This is a genomic window from Oceanobacillus sp. E9 (assembly GCF_001741975.1).
In the GTDB taxonomy this organism is placed as follows: Bacteria; Bacillota; Bacilli; order Bacillales; family Amphibacillaceae; genus Oceanobacillus; species Oceanobacillus kimchii.
Genome location: NZ_LSNA01000001.1, coordinates 601,502 through 618,245 on the forward strand (window position 1 = coordinate 601,502; position 16,744 = coordinate 618,245).

Annotated in this window: 20 protein-coding genes; 5 read left to right on the forward strand and 15 right to left on the reverse strand. The window is 35.7% G+C overall.

The genetic code is table 11. From position 1 onward, the window contains the following. Positions 1-33 precede the first annotated feature (33 nt). The 9 genes from AQ616_RS02810 to AQ616_RS02850 form a co-directional block, all read right to left on the reverse strand. Positions 34-1,233 (reverse strand): GTP-binding protein, encoded by a 1,200-nt coding sequence (locus AQ616_RS02810; protein ID WP_069685022.1) that lies wholly within the window; start codon positions 1,231-1,233, stop codon positions 34-36. A 129-nt stretch (positions 1,234-1,362) separates the two neighbouring features. Continuing rightward, on the reverse strand, positions 1,363-2,538 hold the full coding sequence (locus AQ616_RS02815; RefSeq protein ID WP_017798698.1) for a GTP-binding protein: 1,176 nt from the start codon (positions 2,536-2,538) through the stop codon (positions 1,363-1,365). A 12-nt stretch (positions 2,539-2,550) separates the two neighbouring features. Further along, on the reverse strand, positions 2,551-3,708 hold the full coding sequence (locus tag AQ616_RS02820; RefSeq protein ID WP_017798699.1) for an FAD/NAD(P)-binding protein: 1,158 nt from the start codon (positions 3,706-3,708) through the stop codon (positions 2,551-2,553). 27 nt (positions 3,709-3,735) lie between these two features. Further along, positions 3,736-4,005: a 30S ribosomal protein S14 gene (rpsN, locus tag AQ616_RS02825; RefSeq protein WP_011067830.1), complete on the reverse strand. Its 270-nt coding sequence runs from the start codon at positions 4,003-4,005 to the stop codon at positions 3,736-3,738. Between the two features lie 17 nt (positions 4,006-4,022). Further along, complete coding sequence (dcd, locus tag AQ616_RS02830) at positions 4,023-4,574, reverse strand: dCTP deaminase (RefSeq protein ID WP_017798700.1); 552 nt, start codon at positions 4,572-4,574, stop codon at positions 4,023-4,025. A gap of 21 nt (positions 4,575-4,595) precedes the next feature. After that, positions 4,596-6,257, reverse strand: coding sequence for a nucleoside recognition domain-containing protein (locus tag AQ616_RS02835; protein ID WP_168156626.1), 1,662 nt, complete (start codon positions 6,255-6,257; stop codon positions 4,596-4,598). Further along, positions 6,247-7,362, reverse strand: a complete 1,116-nt coding sequence (locus AQ616_RS02840) for an NAD(P)/FAD-dependent oxidoreductase (RefSeq protein ID WP_069685024.1) — start codon at positions 7,360-7,362, stop codon at positions 6,247-6,249. The genes AQ616_RS02835 and AQ616_RS02840 overlap by 11 nt, the downstream gene beginning before the upstream one ends. A 52-nt stretch (positions 7,363-7,414) precedes the next feature. Then, complete coding sequence (locus AQ616_RS02845) at positions 7,415-8,386, reverse strand: CobW family GTP-binding protein (protein WP_017798703.1); 972 nt, start codon at positions 8,384-8,386, stop codon at positions 7,415-7,417. 120 nt (positions 8,387-8,506) lie between these two features. Then, complete coding sequence (locus AQ616_RS02850) at positions 8,507-8,800, reverse strand: hypothetical protein (protein WP_017798704.1); 294 nt, start codon at positions 8,798-8,800, stop codon at positions 8,507-8,509. Positions 8,801-8,982: 182 nt separating this feature from the next. Between AQ616_RS02850 and AQ616_RS02855 the strand changes: the two genes are divergently transcribed. Genes AQ616_RS02855 through AQ616_RS19770 form a run of 3 tightly spaced genes read left to right on the forward strand, consistent with a single transcriptional unit; the run spans position 8,983 to position 9,605 of the window. After that, complete coding sequence (locus AQ616_RS02855; RefSeq protein ID WP_069685025.1) at positions 8,983-9,246, forward strand: hypothetical protein; 264 nt, start codon at positions 8,983-8,985, stop codon at positions 9,244-9,246. Between the two features lie 60 nt (positions 9,247-9,306). Next, on the forward strand, positions 9,307-9,450 hold the full coding sequence (locus AQ616_RS19850; RefSeq protein WP_240490464.1) for a DUF6366 family protein: 144 nt from the start codon (positions 9,307-9,309) through the stop codon (positions 9,448-9,450). Then, complete coding sequence (locus AQ616_RS19770) at positions 9,384-9,605, forward strand: hypothetical protein (protein WP_139136313.1); 222 nt, start codon at positions 9,384-9,386, stop codon at positions 9,603-9,605. Before AQ616_RS19850 ends, AQ616_RS19770 begins: the two co-directional genes overlap by 67 nt. 53 nt (positions 9,606-9,658) lie before the next feature. On the opposite strand, the gene AQ616_RS19775 is transcribed toward AQ616_RS19770, so the two are convergent. The 3 genes from AQ616_RS19775 to AQ616_RS02865 all read right to left on the reverse strand — a co-directional run bounded on the left by AQ616_RS19775 (position 9,659) and on the right by AQ616_RS02865 (position 11,804). Beyond that, a complete protein-coding gene (locus AQ616_RS19775) occupies positions 9,659-10,048 on the reverse strand; it encodes a dihydrofolate reductase family protein (protein WP_205634378.1) in 390 nt (129 codons plus the stop codon). Continuing rightward, positions 10,045-10,266 carry a dihydrofolate reductase family protein gene (locus tag AQ616_RS19780; protein WP_205634379.1) on the reverse strand — a complete coding sequence of 74 codons (222 nt, stop codon included), beginning with the start codon at positions 10,264-10,266 and terminating at the stop codon, positions 10,045-10,047. Before AQ616_RS19780 ends, AQ616_RS19775 begins: the two co-directional genes overlap by 4 nt. 317 nt (positions 10,267-10,583) lie before the next feature. After that, complete coding sequence (locus AQ616_RS02865) at positions 10,584-11,804, reverse strand: hemolysin family protein (RefSeq protein WP_017798707.1); 1,221 nt, start codon at positions 11,802-11,804, stop codon at positions 10,584-10,586. Between the two features lie 202 nt (positions 11,805-12,006). Here AQ616_RS02865 and AQ616_RS02870 point away from each other — a divergent pair, with 202 nt between their 5' ends. Further along, complete coding sequence (locus AQ616_RS02870) at positions 12,007-12,186, forward strand: hypothetical protein (RefSeq protein ID WP_017798708.1); 180 nt, start codon at positions 12,007-12,009, stop codon at positions 12,184-12,186. An 81-nt stretch (positions 12,187-12,267) separates the two neighbouring features. Here the strand turns inward: AQ616_RS02870 and AQ616_RS02875 are convergent, their stop codons facing one another. Then, positions 12,268-13,440, reverse strand: coding sequence for a TraB/GumN family protein (locus AQ616_RS02875; RefSeq protein ID WP_069685026.1), 1,173 nt, complete (start codon positions 13,438-13,440; stop codon positions 12,268-12,270). A gap of 311 nt (positions 13,441-13,751) precedes the next feature. Between AQ616_RS02875 and AQ616_RS02880 the strand changes: the two genes are divergently transcribed. After that, positions 13,752-14,300 carry a GNAT family N-acetyltransferase gene (locus AQ616_RS02880; RefSeq protein WP_069685027.1) on the forward strand — a complete coding sequence of 183 codons (549 nt, stop codon included), beginning with the start codon at positions 13,752-13,754 and terminating at the stop codon, positions 14,298-14,300. A gap of 11 nt (positions 14,301-14,311) precedes the next feature. On the opposite strand, the gene AQ616_RS02885 is transcribed toward AQ616_RS02880, so the two are convergent. After that, on the reverse strand, positions 14,312-14,656 hold the full coding sequence (locus AQ616_RS02885; RefSeq protein WP_017798711.1) for a YqzG/YhdC family protein: 345 nt from the start codon (positions 14,654-14,656) through the stop codon (positions 14,312-14,314). Positions 14,657-14,881: 225 nt separating this feature from the next. Next, positions 14,882-16,600: an ABC transporter ATP-binding protein gene (locus AQ616_RS02890; RefSeq protein WP_017798712.1), complete on the reverse strand. Its 1,719-nt coding sequence runs from the start codon at positions 16,598-16,600 to the stop codon at positions 14,882-14,884. Positions 16,601-16,744: the final 144 nt, after the last annotated feature.

The window sequence follows — 16,744 nt, forward strand, 5'->3', positions numbered from 1 at the left end:
AATCAAACACATGGTTAGGTTCATTCTACTGAGCTACTGTGTAGCGACTTCCCACACAAACGGGTCATTCATCGTTGACCAATCTTTTCTCATTTCTTCTGATGTTAATAAGCATTCATCAAGTTCTTTGATAATTGCTTCTTTAGGAAGATCTACACCGATGAATACAAGATTAGTTTTACGATCACCATATGACTCATCCCAATCTTCTCGTAAATTAGGATTGTTTTTTAATATACGTTCTTTTTCTCGCTTAGATAAAGAGTCTACCCAGTATGAGATTGGCTCTATGGATACGGATGGCCCTGCTTGAGAGAGTAAAAGTGCTAAATCATTTCTAGTTGCACACCAAGAAATTCCCTTTGCACGTACGACTGCAATAGGCATTTGACTAATCCAGTTATAAAAACGTTCTGAATGAAAAGGAACCCTCCTGCTATAAACAAATGAATTAATTCCATACTCTTCTGTTTCGGGAGTATGTTCTTGTGGACCAGCCATTAATTCTTTTAACCATCCTGCAGATTGACTTGCCCTTTCAAAACTAAAACAATTAGTATTTAGTATTTCTTCTGGAATAATTTCACTATAGTTTGTCTGAATAATTTTGGCATCTGGTTGTAATGTTTGTATTACTTTAGTCAATGATTCTAGCTGTTCTTCACTCACCATGTCACATTTATTAATAATTAAAACGTCACAAAATTCTATTTGATCAATAAGTAAATCTGCTAAATTTCTGTCATCTAATTCTCCTACTGCCTGTTTACGGTCGAGTAATTTATCTCCTGATTCATAATCATGCCAGAATCGATACGCATCTACCACCGTCACCATCGTATCTAATCGACAGAAATTCGTAAGATCGATACCCATTTCTTTGTCAATATAAGAAAATGTTTGAGCAACGGGGATGGGTTCACTAATTCCTGATGATTCAATGACAATATAGTCTATATCTCCTTTTTTAGCGATTTTCTCCACTTCTACTAGCAAATCTTCTCTTAGCGTACAGCAAATGCAACCATTGGACATCTCAACTAGATTCTCATCCGTTCGGGAAAAATTGCCTCCTGTTTCCACAAGATCTGCATCAATATTAACTTCACTCATATCATTTACAATGACAGCTACTTTAAGATTATCCCTATTATTTAAAATATGGTTTAGTAATGTAGTCTTTCCTGCACCTAAATATCCACTCAACACAGTAACTGGGATTTTTCTTCTCATATTTTTCTCCTTTGCTTTTTCAAATTTTAATAGCCCATCAGATTGACTTGTATGAAGAGACTCCACTTAATATAACGTAACGATTACGATTTAGTTATTAAAAAAAACTACATTTCTTACTTAAAATTCCTAACTAAAAGCTGGCAATGGATCTATCAATTTATTCCAATCGGATTCCATTTCCGAATCTGTTAATAAGCATGTATCTAATTCTTTCATAATTGCTTGCCTATCCATTTTTATACCGATAAAAACTAACTCATTCATCCTATCTCCATACTTACTATCCCAATGTTCTAGGAGATTCGGATCCTCGATAATTAATGACTTTCGCTCTTCTTTTGGGTACGTCGCTACCCAATTTCCCGCTCCTTGAATAGATAGTGAAGTACCTGCTTGTGATAGTAATCCAGTGACATTATTTCTTGAAGCTAACCAGAAAAAACCCTTTGCCCGGATAATAGCATTCGGCCAATTATTTAACCATTCATACCATCTTTCTGGATGGAAAGGTCTATTCCGGCGATACACAAACGAACTTATCCCATATTCCTCTGTTTCTGGGATATGCTCCTCATTGAGCTCCTTTATCCACCCAGCTCCTTGGCTAGCTTTTTCAAAATCAAACAAACCCGTATGGAGTATTGCTTCCAATGGTACGGCACCGTACTCCGTCTGTATCATTTGCGCCTCAGGATTTAATTGGTGGAGTACAGCCATTAATTCTTCTTTTTGTTCCTTATCGACTAAATCTACTTTATTTAATATGATTACATTTGCAAATTCGATTTGATCAATGAGTAAATCAATTACTTCTCTTTCATCGCTCTCATTTACTTCTTGATTACGCTCTAGCAAACTGTCTCCAGAGCCATAATCATTCCAAAATCGATTAGCATCTACAATTGTTGCCATCGTATCCAAACTACAATGATCACTAAGATTAATTTTCAATTCCTCGTCTTCATAAATAAAACTCTGAGCAACTGGAATTGGTTCTGAGATACCGGAAGATTCTATAACGATATAATCGATATCCAGTTTAGCAAGTTTATCTACTTCTTGTATCAAATCTTCTCTTAATGTACAGCATATACATCCGTTCTGTAACTCTACTAGTTTTTCTTCCGTTCTACTGAATCCTCCCATTTTTACCATACTTGCATCAATATTAACTTCACTCATATCATTTACGATGACAGCTATTTTTAGATTTTGTTTGTTATTTAATATATAGTTCAGCAGTGTTGTTTTGCCAGCACCTAAATATCCGCTCAACACTGTAACTGGTATCCTCTTAGACAATTGATTTTCCTCCTATGCGGTTTGTAAGATTCGTTCGGTTGCTTTTCTCGCTCCGGCAATATTACGTGATACTGGCCCTATCTCAAGCTCGGCTAAAGCTCCTGTAACAAATAGACCGTTTTTCCACTCTAATGATTTGGAGACGATCGGAAAACCACAAGGAGCGCAAGGTAATCTTATATGATCGATAGCTTCTTTCAACCATTCTCTTCCTGGTAAACTAGGTTCAGCTCCGGTGGATAATAAAACTGCATCACCACTTAACATTTCATCTTGACTAGTCAGCAGTTGTATACATTGACCTTCTAGTTTTGCAGATACAACCCCTCCATTATAAACATGCAATTTACCAGTATTTATTTGTTTCTTAATATTTATATAGACATCCTTTGTAATAGAACCGCGATACCTAGCCTCTTGGATCACTTCACGTCTTTTCTTATAATTCGTTAACTTATCAAAGCTAGTTAAAAACTTAGGACCAAGCCAGCCCGGATCACTGTCAAAGCGGTGAATACGAAAAGGATGACGTTTTACTAATGTAACTGAATTAACATCTTGTTGCTTTGACAAATTGGATGCGAGTTGGGCAGCTGTCATACCACCGCCAACAACGATTATATTCCCACTGTTAGGGAGGTCTTTTTTTAAGTCAAATATATGATTCATACGCTCGTTGTCTTGTAATTCTTGTGCCCAGGTAGGGAAATGTGGCGTATTATTCACCCCTATGGCTAAGATAACACGCTCCCCATAGAAATTCTGGCCATCTTGTACACTTACTTCCCAACCAATGCTATGCTTTGCAAGCTTATTAACCAAACCTTGTCTCCAAGAATCTCTTACTCCTGTTTTATTTACAACATTTAAGCTGTGGTCGTTAAAAAGATCTAGGCGAGGTCGACCATATTTTCCTTTAAAAGGTTGTGTAAAATCATGTAGCTTCGCAAACTTCTTCAAACTATATGGATCCGCTTCTAAATGATGTACTACCGGTGACCTTAAATACTGCATACCGATTTTACTCGTGATTCGTTGCCACATTTCTAATGGCTCAGCGTGCGGGTCAATAATAAGCAACTCTTCCGTCGTTACTTTTTTCTCTATAAGTAGACGAGAGGCTACAGAGCATCCCTGTACACCTCCACCAATAACAATCCATTTATACATAAGACAGTAGCCTCTCCTTCTTCTACATTACCAACTTGATTTCTTCACACCTGGAATTTGTCCTTTATGCGCATACTCCCTAAAAGCAATCCTAGACATTTTAAACTGTCTCATATATCCTCTTGGTCTTCCTGTCACTTCGCATCTACCGGTTAACCGAGTTGGAGAAGAATCACGAGGTAATTTTCTTATTGCCTCATAATCACCTTTTGCCTTTAACTCCCTACGAAGTTCAGCATACTTTTCGACCATCTGTTGTCTCTTTCTCTCTTTTGCTATTTTTGATTTTTTAGCCATCCTAAATATCACCTTTCTTATTTTAAAATTAGATTTTCTTTATCCATATGGATTGCACTTGTAGTTGTACTTTGTTGTTTACTATACTTTCCTTGATAAGCTGTTGTAGGCTTATCTACTTCCGCAATAACTAATTGACATACTCTCCTTCCTTCTATTAATTCAATAGGAAATCGATTTGAATTAAAAAGTTCCAATGTGATTCTTCCTTCAAATCCAGGATCGACCCACCCTGCATTCTGTACGAATAACCCCAACCTGCCTATAGAGCTTCTTCCTTCTATAAATGCAGTAAATTTATTAGATAATCTTACCAATTCCTTTGTTGTTGCTAACATAAATGAATGGGCCGGAATCATAATCGAATCACCTTCCCCAATGAATATCTCTTGGTATGATCCTTCTTCTTTCATAGAAATTTTACTCGTTGTATATTCATCTAATACTTGAAAATGTTGTCCTAGTCTTAAATCAATAGATGCGGGTTGAATATTTTCATCATCTAATGGTTCAATTAATAGCTCTTTTTTATCTAGTTTTTCTCTGATTGTTTCACTAGATAGAATCAAATCATTATCACCACCTTACAGTTAGTTATATAACGCATATAAGATTATCGATATTATAAATGTGCTTATAATCGAAGTAACAAATTGTTTGGAGAAAGTACTTAATGCATATTTATAGCCTAATTCCTTTGTTATCGAATACAACGTCACCAAGCAAGATGAGATGGTAGATGCTAAATAAACGACAATAAACAATTGCCAAACTCCAATTGATTGTAATAGCGTTCCTTGTCCTTCGTTTAAAATCATCATTCCATCTTTTCGAAGGATAGAAAATACGACACCTGGAGCAGCTTCTGCTGGTAACGAAAATATTCCTAATAATGGTGCTATCCATACCGATAAAACGCGTATTATATCGAAATAGTTAAGCGCAGAAGCAATCAGACATATCAATATAAATATAGGCATTGCTTGGAGAAGAAATTGCTTCACGATCGTTTTAACACGAAACACAGTCCCTCTCCATGTCATTCGTTGTAAATATGGAAGAGAGCTCATCATTGTAGATGGCACACCATTTTTTTGCCATAACCTAGTATGGATTGCCCCAACAACAAACAGTAGAAAAATATAAGGAATAAATAATATAGGATGTCCAGCTGCTCCAAATAATGATAAAGATGCCCCTATCTGATAACTACAGGCAGAGCCAAATGAAATCATGGAAATACATGCGCCTCTAGTACAGCTACTACAACTTCTGCTTTGCATTACTGCCACTACATTGCAACCAAATCCGGTTAATACTGGAATCAAATCTCTACCAGTTAATCCTATTTTTCGCAAGTATGGATCCAATGCATAGGTAATATGTTCTTGAATCCCTGTCTCTTCTGTTATCGATGTACTTATGCCCATAAGAATAACGACTGGAAAGGCCCATAGAAACGAAAACCATCCAAGTGTCAGTACACCATATTGACCGATAAATAATTCCTGTATCCATGCAGAATAATTCATAAAAATATTTTCCAGCGGCGAAATAATAATATTTTCGGTGATTGTCTCGAAGTAACTGGAAAATAGAAAAGCTAGAAAGACCGGAAAAGCAAACATACAAATCATTAATAATATAGATATCAACGGCCCCAAAAATCGATGCACCATCATGGTTTCAAACCAATTATCTTCTTTGATTTCTTTCTCTGATGGAAGAAATTGCAGTATATGCCTGTTTAACTTCCATTCTGAAGAAAGGGAAAGTGACTTTAGAATGCCCTTTAAATCAGAAGAATGTAGTAGTCGACTATTACACCAAATGACTGGTACGTTTAATAAATCTTTAATGAACTGTCTCTCTTTTTCCGTCGGTAAATATTTATCTTTATGCGTCACAATAACTGTGATATTTCTCCCTTTTAAATTCAACTGATCTTCTAACAATTGAAGTTCTTCTCTTAAACGAGAGGATTTGACCACTAGAATCAGCTGATCTAAACCCTCCGTCTGTTCTAACGTCATTTTGGTTGTATGGCTGTCATTCTCATAACGAATTCCCGGAGTATCCACGATCCTAATCGTAGGTGCTTCTTTTATAAAACTAGAAGTAAGTACGACGGTAGAACCTTTTATATTCGTTTCCACTCCAGCTTGATTTCCTGTTAATTGCCTAAATATAGCAGACTTACCTACAGATTCTAAGCCGACTAAAGCAAATGTTTGTTTTGAATTAGCACTCACAACGTTCCCCACAATTGGAAAGATCATAAAGATAAAAATTTTCTTTTTGATACATTTCTAGAACCTCTGTATTTAAAGCTAATCTCGTTGCAATTTCTTCAGCTACCACAGCAAACCTTTGTCGAAACTTATAAATATAACAAAACACATGACTCCCATGCCTTAATTCGGGCCCAGCAAGAAAGAGATTATTACATTTAGTAGATTCATCTTTTTCATTAACTAATGGCTCACCATGTTTTCCAAATTGAAATAGCTTGGGGATACGTGACGTACTTCCTTTAAATCCAGTTGCTAAAATTGGTTGTTGTGAAGTTGTGAATCTCTTGCCTTCCTGTGTATATACGTGATATTTATCATCTTTTTTTTCTACGGAAACAACAGTTTGGTTTTGTACTAATTCTATTCTTCCATTCATCATTGATTTTCTTAATCGCTTATAAGTATATGGCGTTAAAGCAGTACTTGGATCACTGCTGTCAATTTCCCATGTTGGGGTTTTTGCAATAAGTGTGGAACTTTTCTGTGCTTTGTCCAATTGACAAACGGCGTCCACTCCACTTTCATATCCGCCTATTACGATATATTGTTCTGAATCCATTTCTTCCCATGCTTGAATTTGGCTGCTATGAAGACAGTGTTCTGCTCCAGAAATAGCTTCTACAGCTGGATATTGATACTCTCCAGCTGCCCAAATAACATATTTACTTAGTACATCTCCTTTAGATGTCTCTATTTCAAAAAGTTGATCCTTTCGTTTATTGAGATTATATACTTCAAACTCCTCTTCTACCGGTAGAGCATAATGATCCACTAGTAAGTCTAAGTATTCCGCATAATCTTCTCCGGTCGGGTGTTCTTCATCTAATGTATATGCTGGCGAGGTTTTTGGGGCAATCGCATTTAAATCCGTCTGCCCGAACCCTTGCGCTGGAAAAGAAGGAGTGATAAACCTCATTTCTATTGGCCAACGCCTGAAGGTCTCTCCTATAGTTCCTTTATCAACTATACAAAAACTCTCACAGCCCATCTGTTTCAGTAGTATTCCAATACCGATTCCCGATGCTCCAGCTCCAACGATAAGAACATCATAGTGTTTAACCATCTTATTCCTTCTTCCTATATCGTAAAGATTACGATTAAACTTTTAAAATTTTTTATCTTGAGATACATTTATGAAATTGTTCCTTTAATTTTTGCTTGTTTAAGTCTTTTCCGATAAATACGATCTCGCTTCTTGGTGACGCATCTCCCCATTCGGTTTGTTCTTCTGCTGCAAACAACATATGAACACCCTGGAAAATATACTTTTTCTTTTTTCCATTGATATATAAAATACCCTTGTAACGGTATAGACTTTCTCCAAGTATTTGAACTAAATAAGAAAACCACAGATTTAGTTTTCCTAGATCTAGAGGTTGTGTTTCTATTAACGATAAAGAAGTTACGTTATCATGATGGTGATGGGTGTCATGTAAAAACGCAGGATGCATTTGTAATTTATCCTTTAAATCAAATGAATAGAAATGGATAACTTTATTTATATCAATCTTACTGTTTGTTGTTTCATATATATTAGCAAACGGATTTATCTTTGTTATTCTCTTTTTCAACTTTTCTAACTGGTCAATAGAAATTAAATCAATCTTATTCAATATAATATTATCTGCAAATGCTACTTGGCTAAGTGATTCATCTTTCTGATCTAAATGCATGGAAATATGCTTACTATCCACTATCGTACAGACACTATCTATGTCGTACGCTTCAATCATTTTAGAATCCATTAGGAATGTTTGAACAATCGGTGCGGGGTCTGCTAAGCCGGTTGTTTCTATTACTACTCTATCGAATTCAATCATCCCTTGTTCTCTAGTAAATGAAAGCATCGATAATGTGTCTATTAAATCTTTGCGTACATTACAGCATATACAACCTTTATTGATTTCAATAATCTCTTCTTTTGTCTTTTCAATTAACTGATCATCAATTCCAATATCACCATATTCGTTTACGATAATAGCTATTTTTTCGTTTGTTTGGCGAAGGAAATGATTTAAAAAGCTTGTTTTTCCTGCACCTAAATATCCTGTCACTATAGTAACGGGCGTCCTTGGATCCTTTTTCATGCTTTCCAATACTCCTCTAAAATGGAATTTTTATTACTCGTAATCATTACGATTAATACCCAAAAAAATATGAACCCTTAGGCAAGTTCAACGTAATATCCAGTACTTAGTGGATATTTCTTATAATTCACTTTTCCAGTAAAGAAATGTTTTTCTTTTTTCTAGTTTTCTTGTTACTTTTTCATCGATATCGCTTAACTGTTCCAGTAGTACTTCTAATGATACACCCAGCTTCTTCGCAATTCTTTTATGAGGAGAATATGTTGAAACCATATTCAGCAGTTGTTCGTAGGTATCTGCCTCTTGGATCAGTATATCTTCTATTTCTATAAATGCTTGGTAAATTTGTCTTTCCTTTTTTGGTAATTCATCGATTATGTTGGAAAGAAACTCTTCTTCTATATGTTCATACACATTAACACTCCTCGACACAAAACGTAATCATTACGATTTATAGAAACACTATATCATTGTATTATTCTTTTTACAAGAAAATAACCATATTTTTTAAAAAAGGATTAAAGCGGAGGGATTTACGTTCATTTTTTTTTATGCCAATATATACTATATACAATAAGAAAACGAGGAGTACTCACATGAAAAAAATCACGTACCTTATTCTTTTTATTATTAGCATCGCGATCATGGTTGGTATTTCATTTATTCCGGCATTACAAACAGCTACTACAAGCGGCGATCAATACTTAGGCATTCCTGCATTTTGGTTAGTCATTTATGCAGATGGAAGTTTTGGATTTCAATGGGCAGGATTTTTTCTAAACCTCCTCGTTATATATGTAATTGTCCTCGTTGTCACAAAGGTTTATCAATTGTTCTATCGATTCATTACTTCTCCATAATATTAGAGGAGTGAAATAAATAAATAATGGTCAAGAGCAACCGGAGCAACAAAGAGAAAAATAAGACAAGAAGAGTTAAAACATCCTACTAGCAGTTCACAAGGCAGTAGCCTCGCTAATCTCGTTGGTAATATGGGGTGGAAAGTTACGTTGATCCTACTCCTTACACTTATCCTAGTTACTGTCGTTGTATCGTTACTTTAGAAAGCCCTGAAACTGGAGTGAATATATTGGCAATATTAAAAGAAGTTAGCCTCGTTATAGTTGGAATACTAATTGTTTTTGGTATCAGCATATTACTAAAGTATCTAACGAACTCGCCGATAGATTGGCCAGATACGGTATTTAAAAGTGGATAATCGGAAAATAGTGTGGAAAGGGGGTATAAAATGCTTTTCCTCAATCGTTTTGATTAATTGTCCCCCCGTTTGTTAAAAGAAACCATTAATTTTCCTGCGGACTCCCCCCCTTTTCGTACTGGTTGATATGTATGAAGTACAGCTCCTGTATGAAATACTCTTGTATTTAATAGCTTCAAGTTGATCATATCAGCCAAATTTTTGAACAAGGGTTGCCCCTTTCCCAATACCACAGGATGAATAATTAGTCTGTATTCATCGATCAGATCAAACCTTGAAAGAGACTGAGCAAATCTTGCTCCCCCGTGTGCCAAGATATAATTTCCAGGCTGTTGCTTTAGACGAGAAACTTCCTCCTTAATATCACCGCTTACCACTCTTGAGCGGTTCCAATTTGCTTCCTTCAGTGTCTTAGAAAAAATGACCTTTGGTATTTCGTTCATCGGGGGGGGGCAAAAACTTCTGTTGAAAAAGACCAATGATCTGCCATATCGTTATAGGCAACTCTCCCCATAATATGCGTGTCAGCCTGCCATAGCGTATCAACAAGGCACGCTTTCAACTCATCATTAAAGCTACCAAAAATCCAGTCCAAATCTCCATTCGGTTTAGCAACAAATCCATCAAGAGAAACATCCATTTTTAAAACGACTTTTCTCATATATTCGTTATCTCCTTTGTTTGCACAGTCAACATCTTTAAAAGCATTAAGATTTTTTCATTCACAATCAAGCTTCATTCTTATTCTAACAAGTTGTATATTTAATGATTTCTTTTGGATTGCTTTTTTGTTTTAGAAATAACTTAATTAGGTTAAAATCCGAATACCCTTAATAGTATTCTTACCGTATTTTTTATTCGATTATTTTTGCTCATCCCTAAGTTAGTCTATAAAAGATAAGCATGCTCATCATTGTTGTCTTGTTTCTAACTATGTAAAAAAGAATAGCAACTGTGATAGTTACTATTCTTGCATTTTTATTTTATAATCTGTACGCGACTGATATATCTAGAATCAACTTCCAAGATGTGGAAGGTTAAGTTTTCTTTCTCTAACACATCGCCTTCTTTTGGAAACTCTGTAAAGTGTGTTAATAAATAAGCCGCTAGTACATCTTCTTCTTCAGGAATATCTGTATCAAACGCATGATTCAATTGATGCAGTGTGATTTTTCCATCACATATAATTTGCGTATCGGTTAATTTCTCAATTAATGCATCTTCTTCAGCATCCATTTCATCTTCAATTTCTAAACCAATCATCGCTTCAATAATATCTTCATGCGTAACAATACCTTCCGTACCACCATATTCATCTAACACAATGGCCATATGTTTCTTTTCTTGTGTCATTTTACGGAATACCCATTCAATATTATTAAATTCATATATATAAAGCGGATCTGTATCACTAAAATTCGAAAAAGGTTGTCCCTTATCATCGGTCCACGCAATTAAATATTTGGAATGGAACACGCCAATAATATCATCAATATCCTCATCATAGACAGGATATCTTGTAAATGGATTCGCGAGTACAAGTTCTTTTACCTCATCGTATGTAGCCGTATTCTCTAATGCTACAATTTCTACCCGTGGCGTTTTTAATACATCTTTTACATTTAAGTTGTAAAAATCCAGCGCACCACGAATACGAGAGCTCTCCTCTTTAAGGAATGTTCCTTCAGAGTCAGCGATATCTACAATCGCTCGGAGTTCTTCTTTTGAAACAGACTCTGTTTGTACCTGTCCTTTAGAGAGTAGGTTCGTGATGAAACCTGTCAGCCCATTTAATAAAAATGTGATTGGTTTTAATACTGTAACTACTAATCGAATGATAGGATATACAAGGTTAGCAATTTGATTGGGAAAACTTGCAGCAATCGACTTTGGAATAACTTCAGAACATATAATAATGGTGACCGTTAAAATAGCAGAGGCTAATCCTACATTAAAACCATACTGCACCGCTATCATCGTTACCAATGTCGGTAACACGATATTAGCAATATTATTCCCTATTAAAATAGCCGTAATAAACTCACTCGGCTTCGATACTAACTTCAGCATTTTTTCTGCTTTTGTATCTCCATTATTCGCTTTTGACTGTAATTTCATTTTATTTGTCGCCGTTAATGCGGTTTCACTTCCCGAGAAGAAAGCTGAGACAAATAATAAAAGTATGATCGCAATGATCACGGGTTGATTCCTCCCGATTCCTTATAGAATATTAATACTATCATAACGGATATATAGCCAACTACGCTATTATAATGTATTCAAATATCATCTTTTTTTATATTATTTTCATAAACTGCCAAATTTAACCCTATTTCATGTTTGATACGGGCATATAGCGTTAATATACATAATAAGAACAGTAAAAAGCAGGTGTATAAAATTGAGGAATCAGCAAGACCTTCAAGAAAAAATTGATCAACTTGAAAGACGCATGGATCATGCTTCTGAGAGCAAGTTGAATCATAATCAGTTCATGAAGTTATCGAAAGAAAAAGATAAGCTCATGAACGAATTAGCACAACTTAAACAGACAGAATTAGAAGGACGCGTATCACATTAACGCGTCTTTTTTCATATATTTATTAAACATGTCAATTCAAGCTATGCAGAATCTCGAGTCATCTCTCATTATGAAATTGCCTCAACCAAATAAGTTATTAATAAATACTCGAACAACATCTACTCCACCTATAAACGTACCGAGCGAGCTACCTAAATTGGCTAGGACAACGACAAGTAGAATTCGTGTTACCTTATTTTGCCAAAAACCTTTTACCGAGTGGACATCATCCGCTAATTGATCGAAATCCCCAACATTTGGGCGCTTAATATAGGCCTGAACAAACCCTGCAAACCAACCGGCAGCAAGCAATGGATTCAGAGATGTAATTGGGGCAGCAACAAATGCAGTTAATATTGCTAACGGATGGGCGAATGCTGCTGCAGCACCAATAGCAGATAGAGACCCGTTCCATAATGTCCAGCTAAGCGTTTGTTGCCAACCAGCTTGCGGATTCATCATAAAGGTATAAGCGATAATTGCAATAATCACAATCGGAATGGACCATCCAATGATTTTTGGAACCTTCGATTTCTTTGGTCGCTCCATTAATTTTTTTATGTCATGTTCCTTTTCAATTTCCTTTGTAATTCCCGGAACATGTGCTGCTCCAAGTACAGCTACTACTTTTTCTCCAGGAGCTTCTTTTATTTTTTGCGAAAGGTATTGGTCACGCTCATCAATTAATGGCTTTTTCAAATCCGGGAAGTATTCAGTAAATTCTTTGAGCATTGCATTTATCGTATCCTGTTGCTTCATTTTTTCCATTTCTTGTTCACTAATCTCTTCTTTACTAAAAATACTACCCACGACTTGCATCATTAACATTGCTTTTCCTTTAAGATTAATATTTCCCCAGATACGTGCAAATGTAATCTGAATATCACGATCGGCTAAAACTAATTCTGCATTATGTTCTTTTGCTGATTCAATTCCTTGAATCATTTCCTCCCCAGGACGAATGCCAAATTGTTTTGCCATTCTTTTTTGAAAGGAAGAGATAGCCAAGTTCATCAATAGCATAACTGCTTTTTTATCTTTAATGACTTGAAAAATATCTGTGTCCTTCCACTTATTCCCTTCCATCACTGATTTGTATCGTTGTGCATCAAGCTCAATACACACCGCATCCGGTTGCTCTTGATCAATGACTTTTTTCACCTGTTCTGCACTGTTTTTTGAAACATGTGCTGTTCCAATTAAAATATATTCTTTGTTTCCTCTATGTATCCGTGTAATGGTTTCTTCCGACATGGTAGGACCTTCCTTATCTAATATGAAATAGAGAGAATCTTCTATCCGTGGATTTTTTAAGAATAATTAGGTACTTGCTAGTGTAATTCTCATTTCTCCGTGTAGATAGAAATTTCACATACATTTACCCTTAAATTATCCTTTTTGTACCAATTCACTATGTGTTTACATAGCCTATCATATCTATTGTAATACATTTCTGTCTAGTTCGTGAACTTCAATGCTGTTTTTATCTTGATTTGAGTAATGTAAATCACATTAAATCGTTTTATGTTAAAATAATGATACCTACTCTAGGGGGCATGATACGTATGTTCAGCTATGTAATCGATAATCAAGTAAAGCTTCGTCAACTAAAACTAAAGGACGCAAAAAATATGTTCAATGTTGTGGATCAATCACGTGGTTATTTGCGAGAATGGCTTCCATGGGTGGATACCACCAGGAAAGCAGAGGACTGCCTTACATTTATTGATCAAACGATTCGAAATGCAGAGAACCAACAGGCATTAACACTAGGTATTTTTGTTGAAAAAAAGTTTGCAGGATTAGTGGGATTTAATTATTTTGACTGGCATAATAAAATCGCTCCAATTGGTTATTGGTTAGCACCTCAATTTCAAGGAAACGGTATTATGACAACATCAGTTCGTTCATTGATTGATATCGGTTTTCACGAAATTGGTTTAAACCGTATCGAAATTCGAGCAGCTGTACAAAACCAAAAAAGTCGCTCTATACCAGAACGACTTGACTTCAAAGAAGAAGGACTCATTCGCCAAGGAGAATGGCTATATGATCATTATGTCGATCTAATCATATACGGAAAGTTAGCAAGCGAATGGTATCGGTTCAGATAGGTTCTAAAAAATTATCTTGACGTCTCTTTAAATTGGATGTTTGTGATTTTTTCTGTATCGGTATCAAAATGAATATCGATAACAACACCGAACTCTTTCGTCTTTCCTTCTAGCCAGAGTTTGAAAGTTTCTATGGTCTCTTGATCATCTGTTTTTCTGCCAACATGTAAGTAATCCACTACTTTATCTTCAGGATATTTGGCTTTTACTTCTTGTACGGCAATTCGGCCCCATTTCGCATAAGCAGGTTCTTGCGGAGCGTCATTTCCCGGTGCACCAAGCGCATTCATCGGAAGCATAAAAGTTAAGACCATTACCATCAAAAAACTTAAAAATGACTGCTTTTTATCCATCATTTTATAAACACCTCCTGTTAGCTCTTTTTTTTATTACATTCATTTATAGCATTTCTCATCCTCAGAAAAATATGTTGAAGAAGGTAACTACATCATTTTTTATTCCCCGGGAAATATCGACAAGTAATAAAACTGTTTACAGAAAAAAATGCCGACATATCGTCGACATTTTTCTATTTTAGTGCGTGTTCAAAAAGAAGGATGCGGACTTTTGAACAACCTCTTTTATTTCTTCATTTGTACATCATGTAAATGAGCAAATAATCCGCGTTTTTGTAGCAAGTCTTCATGCGATCCTTCTTCTTCAATCCCCTTTTTGGTAACGACCATTATACGGTCTGCTTCCTTAATTGTTGCAAGACGATGGGCAATTACTATCGTTGTACGACTTTCGGCAAGTTCATTCAACGCTGTTTGGATAATCATTTCTGTCTCTGTATCCAATGCTGAAGTCGCCTCATCTAAAATTAAAATTGGCGGGTTCTTCAAGAACATACGCGCTATGGCGATTCGCTGTTTCTGACCACCTGATAATTTTAATCCCCGCTCTCCAACTTGCGTTTCATATCCATTCGGAAGTTCATTAATAAAGTCCTCCATATGTGCACGTTTTGCAGCAAGTTCGATTTCCTCATTAGTCGCATCTAATTTACCGTAAGCGATATTTTCACGTAATGTTCCAGTGAATAGAAATACGTCTTGCTGTACAACACCGATTTGGCGACGCAACGATTCTTTGGTCATATCTCGAATATCGATACCATCAATGGTAATGGACCCCTCTGTTACATCATAAAAACGTGGAATCAGTGCCGATATTGTTGTTTTCCCTGCACCAGACGGACCAACAAAAGCAACTGTTTCTCCTGGTTTTACGGTGAAGTTCATATTGTTCAATACAGCACGATGGGATTCTTCATAACCAAACGTTACATCTTGAAATTGTATATTACCTTTTAACTCATCAACTTCCACGGCATCTTCTTTATCTTGTACATCCGGATTTACTTTCATTAGATCTGTAAATCGTTTAAATCCAGCCATTCCTTTTGGATATAATTCTAATAGAGCAGTAATTTTGTTGATTGGTGTTGTTAAGACATTGACAAATAAAATAAAACTAACTAATTCCCCAGCAGTCAGCTGCCCTTGGTACGTTAACCACGCACCTATTACTAATACGGTTAACGTCATTAAACGCATTAGTAAGTAGATATTAGAATGGACAATTCCCATTACCTTGTACGCGCCCACTTTCGCTAGACGGAACTTTTCATTATCTTTTTGGAACCGTTCTTTTTCAAAAGTTTCATTTGTAAACGATTGTACAACACGTACACCTGATACCGCATCTTCGACTCTCGCATTCACATCAGCAATATTACCGTACATTTTCTTCCATGCTTTATTCATGCGAATATTCCCGTATGTAATCAAGAAGATTAATATTGGCACTAAAATTAATATAATCATCGCCAATAATGGATTTATCGTAAACATAATGATGAAAGCGCCGATAAACGTCATAATCGAAATAAAGAAGTCCTCTGGTCCATGGTGAGCAAGCTCGCCCAGATCAAATAAATCATTCGTAATTCGACTCATAATATGTCCGGTTTTTGTATTATCAAAGAATCGGAATGATTGCCGCTGCACTTGATAAAATAAATCTCTCCTCATATCCGTTTCTATATTAATACCAAGCTTATGCCCTAAATAAGCAACAACATATTGTAAGTACGTACTTATGATATAAACCAATAATAGCAGGATAGCTACCGTTACAACCGCATTCCAATCCTCTCCAGGCAATAGCCGATCAATAAACCATTGTACAGCAACTGGAAAGGCAAGCTCTAACAATGCGACAAATACTGCAGCTGAAAAATCTATAATAAATAAGCGCTTATGTGGCTTGTAATAAGAAAAAAACCATTTTAGCATTCCTGTGCACTCCCCTTTTTTAGACACCTAAATGAAATTATATAGTCTATTTCAATCTGTGACAATATACTTATTCGACAATATATACTTTATTCTTTATCGCTCGGCAAGTTTGTTTAACAAAAAAATTTATAATTGTCATAT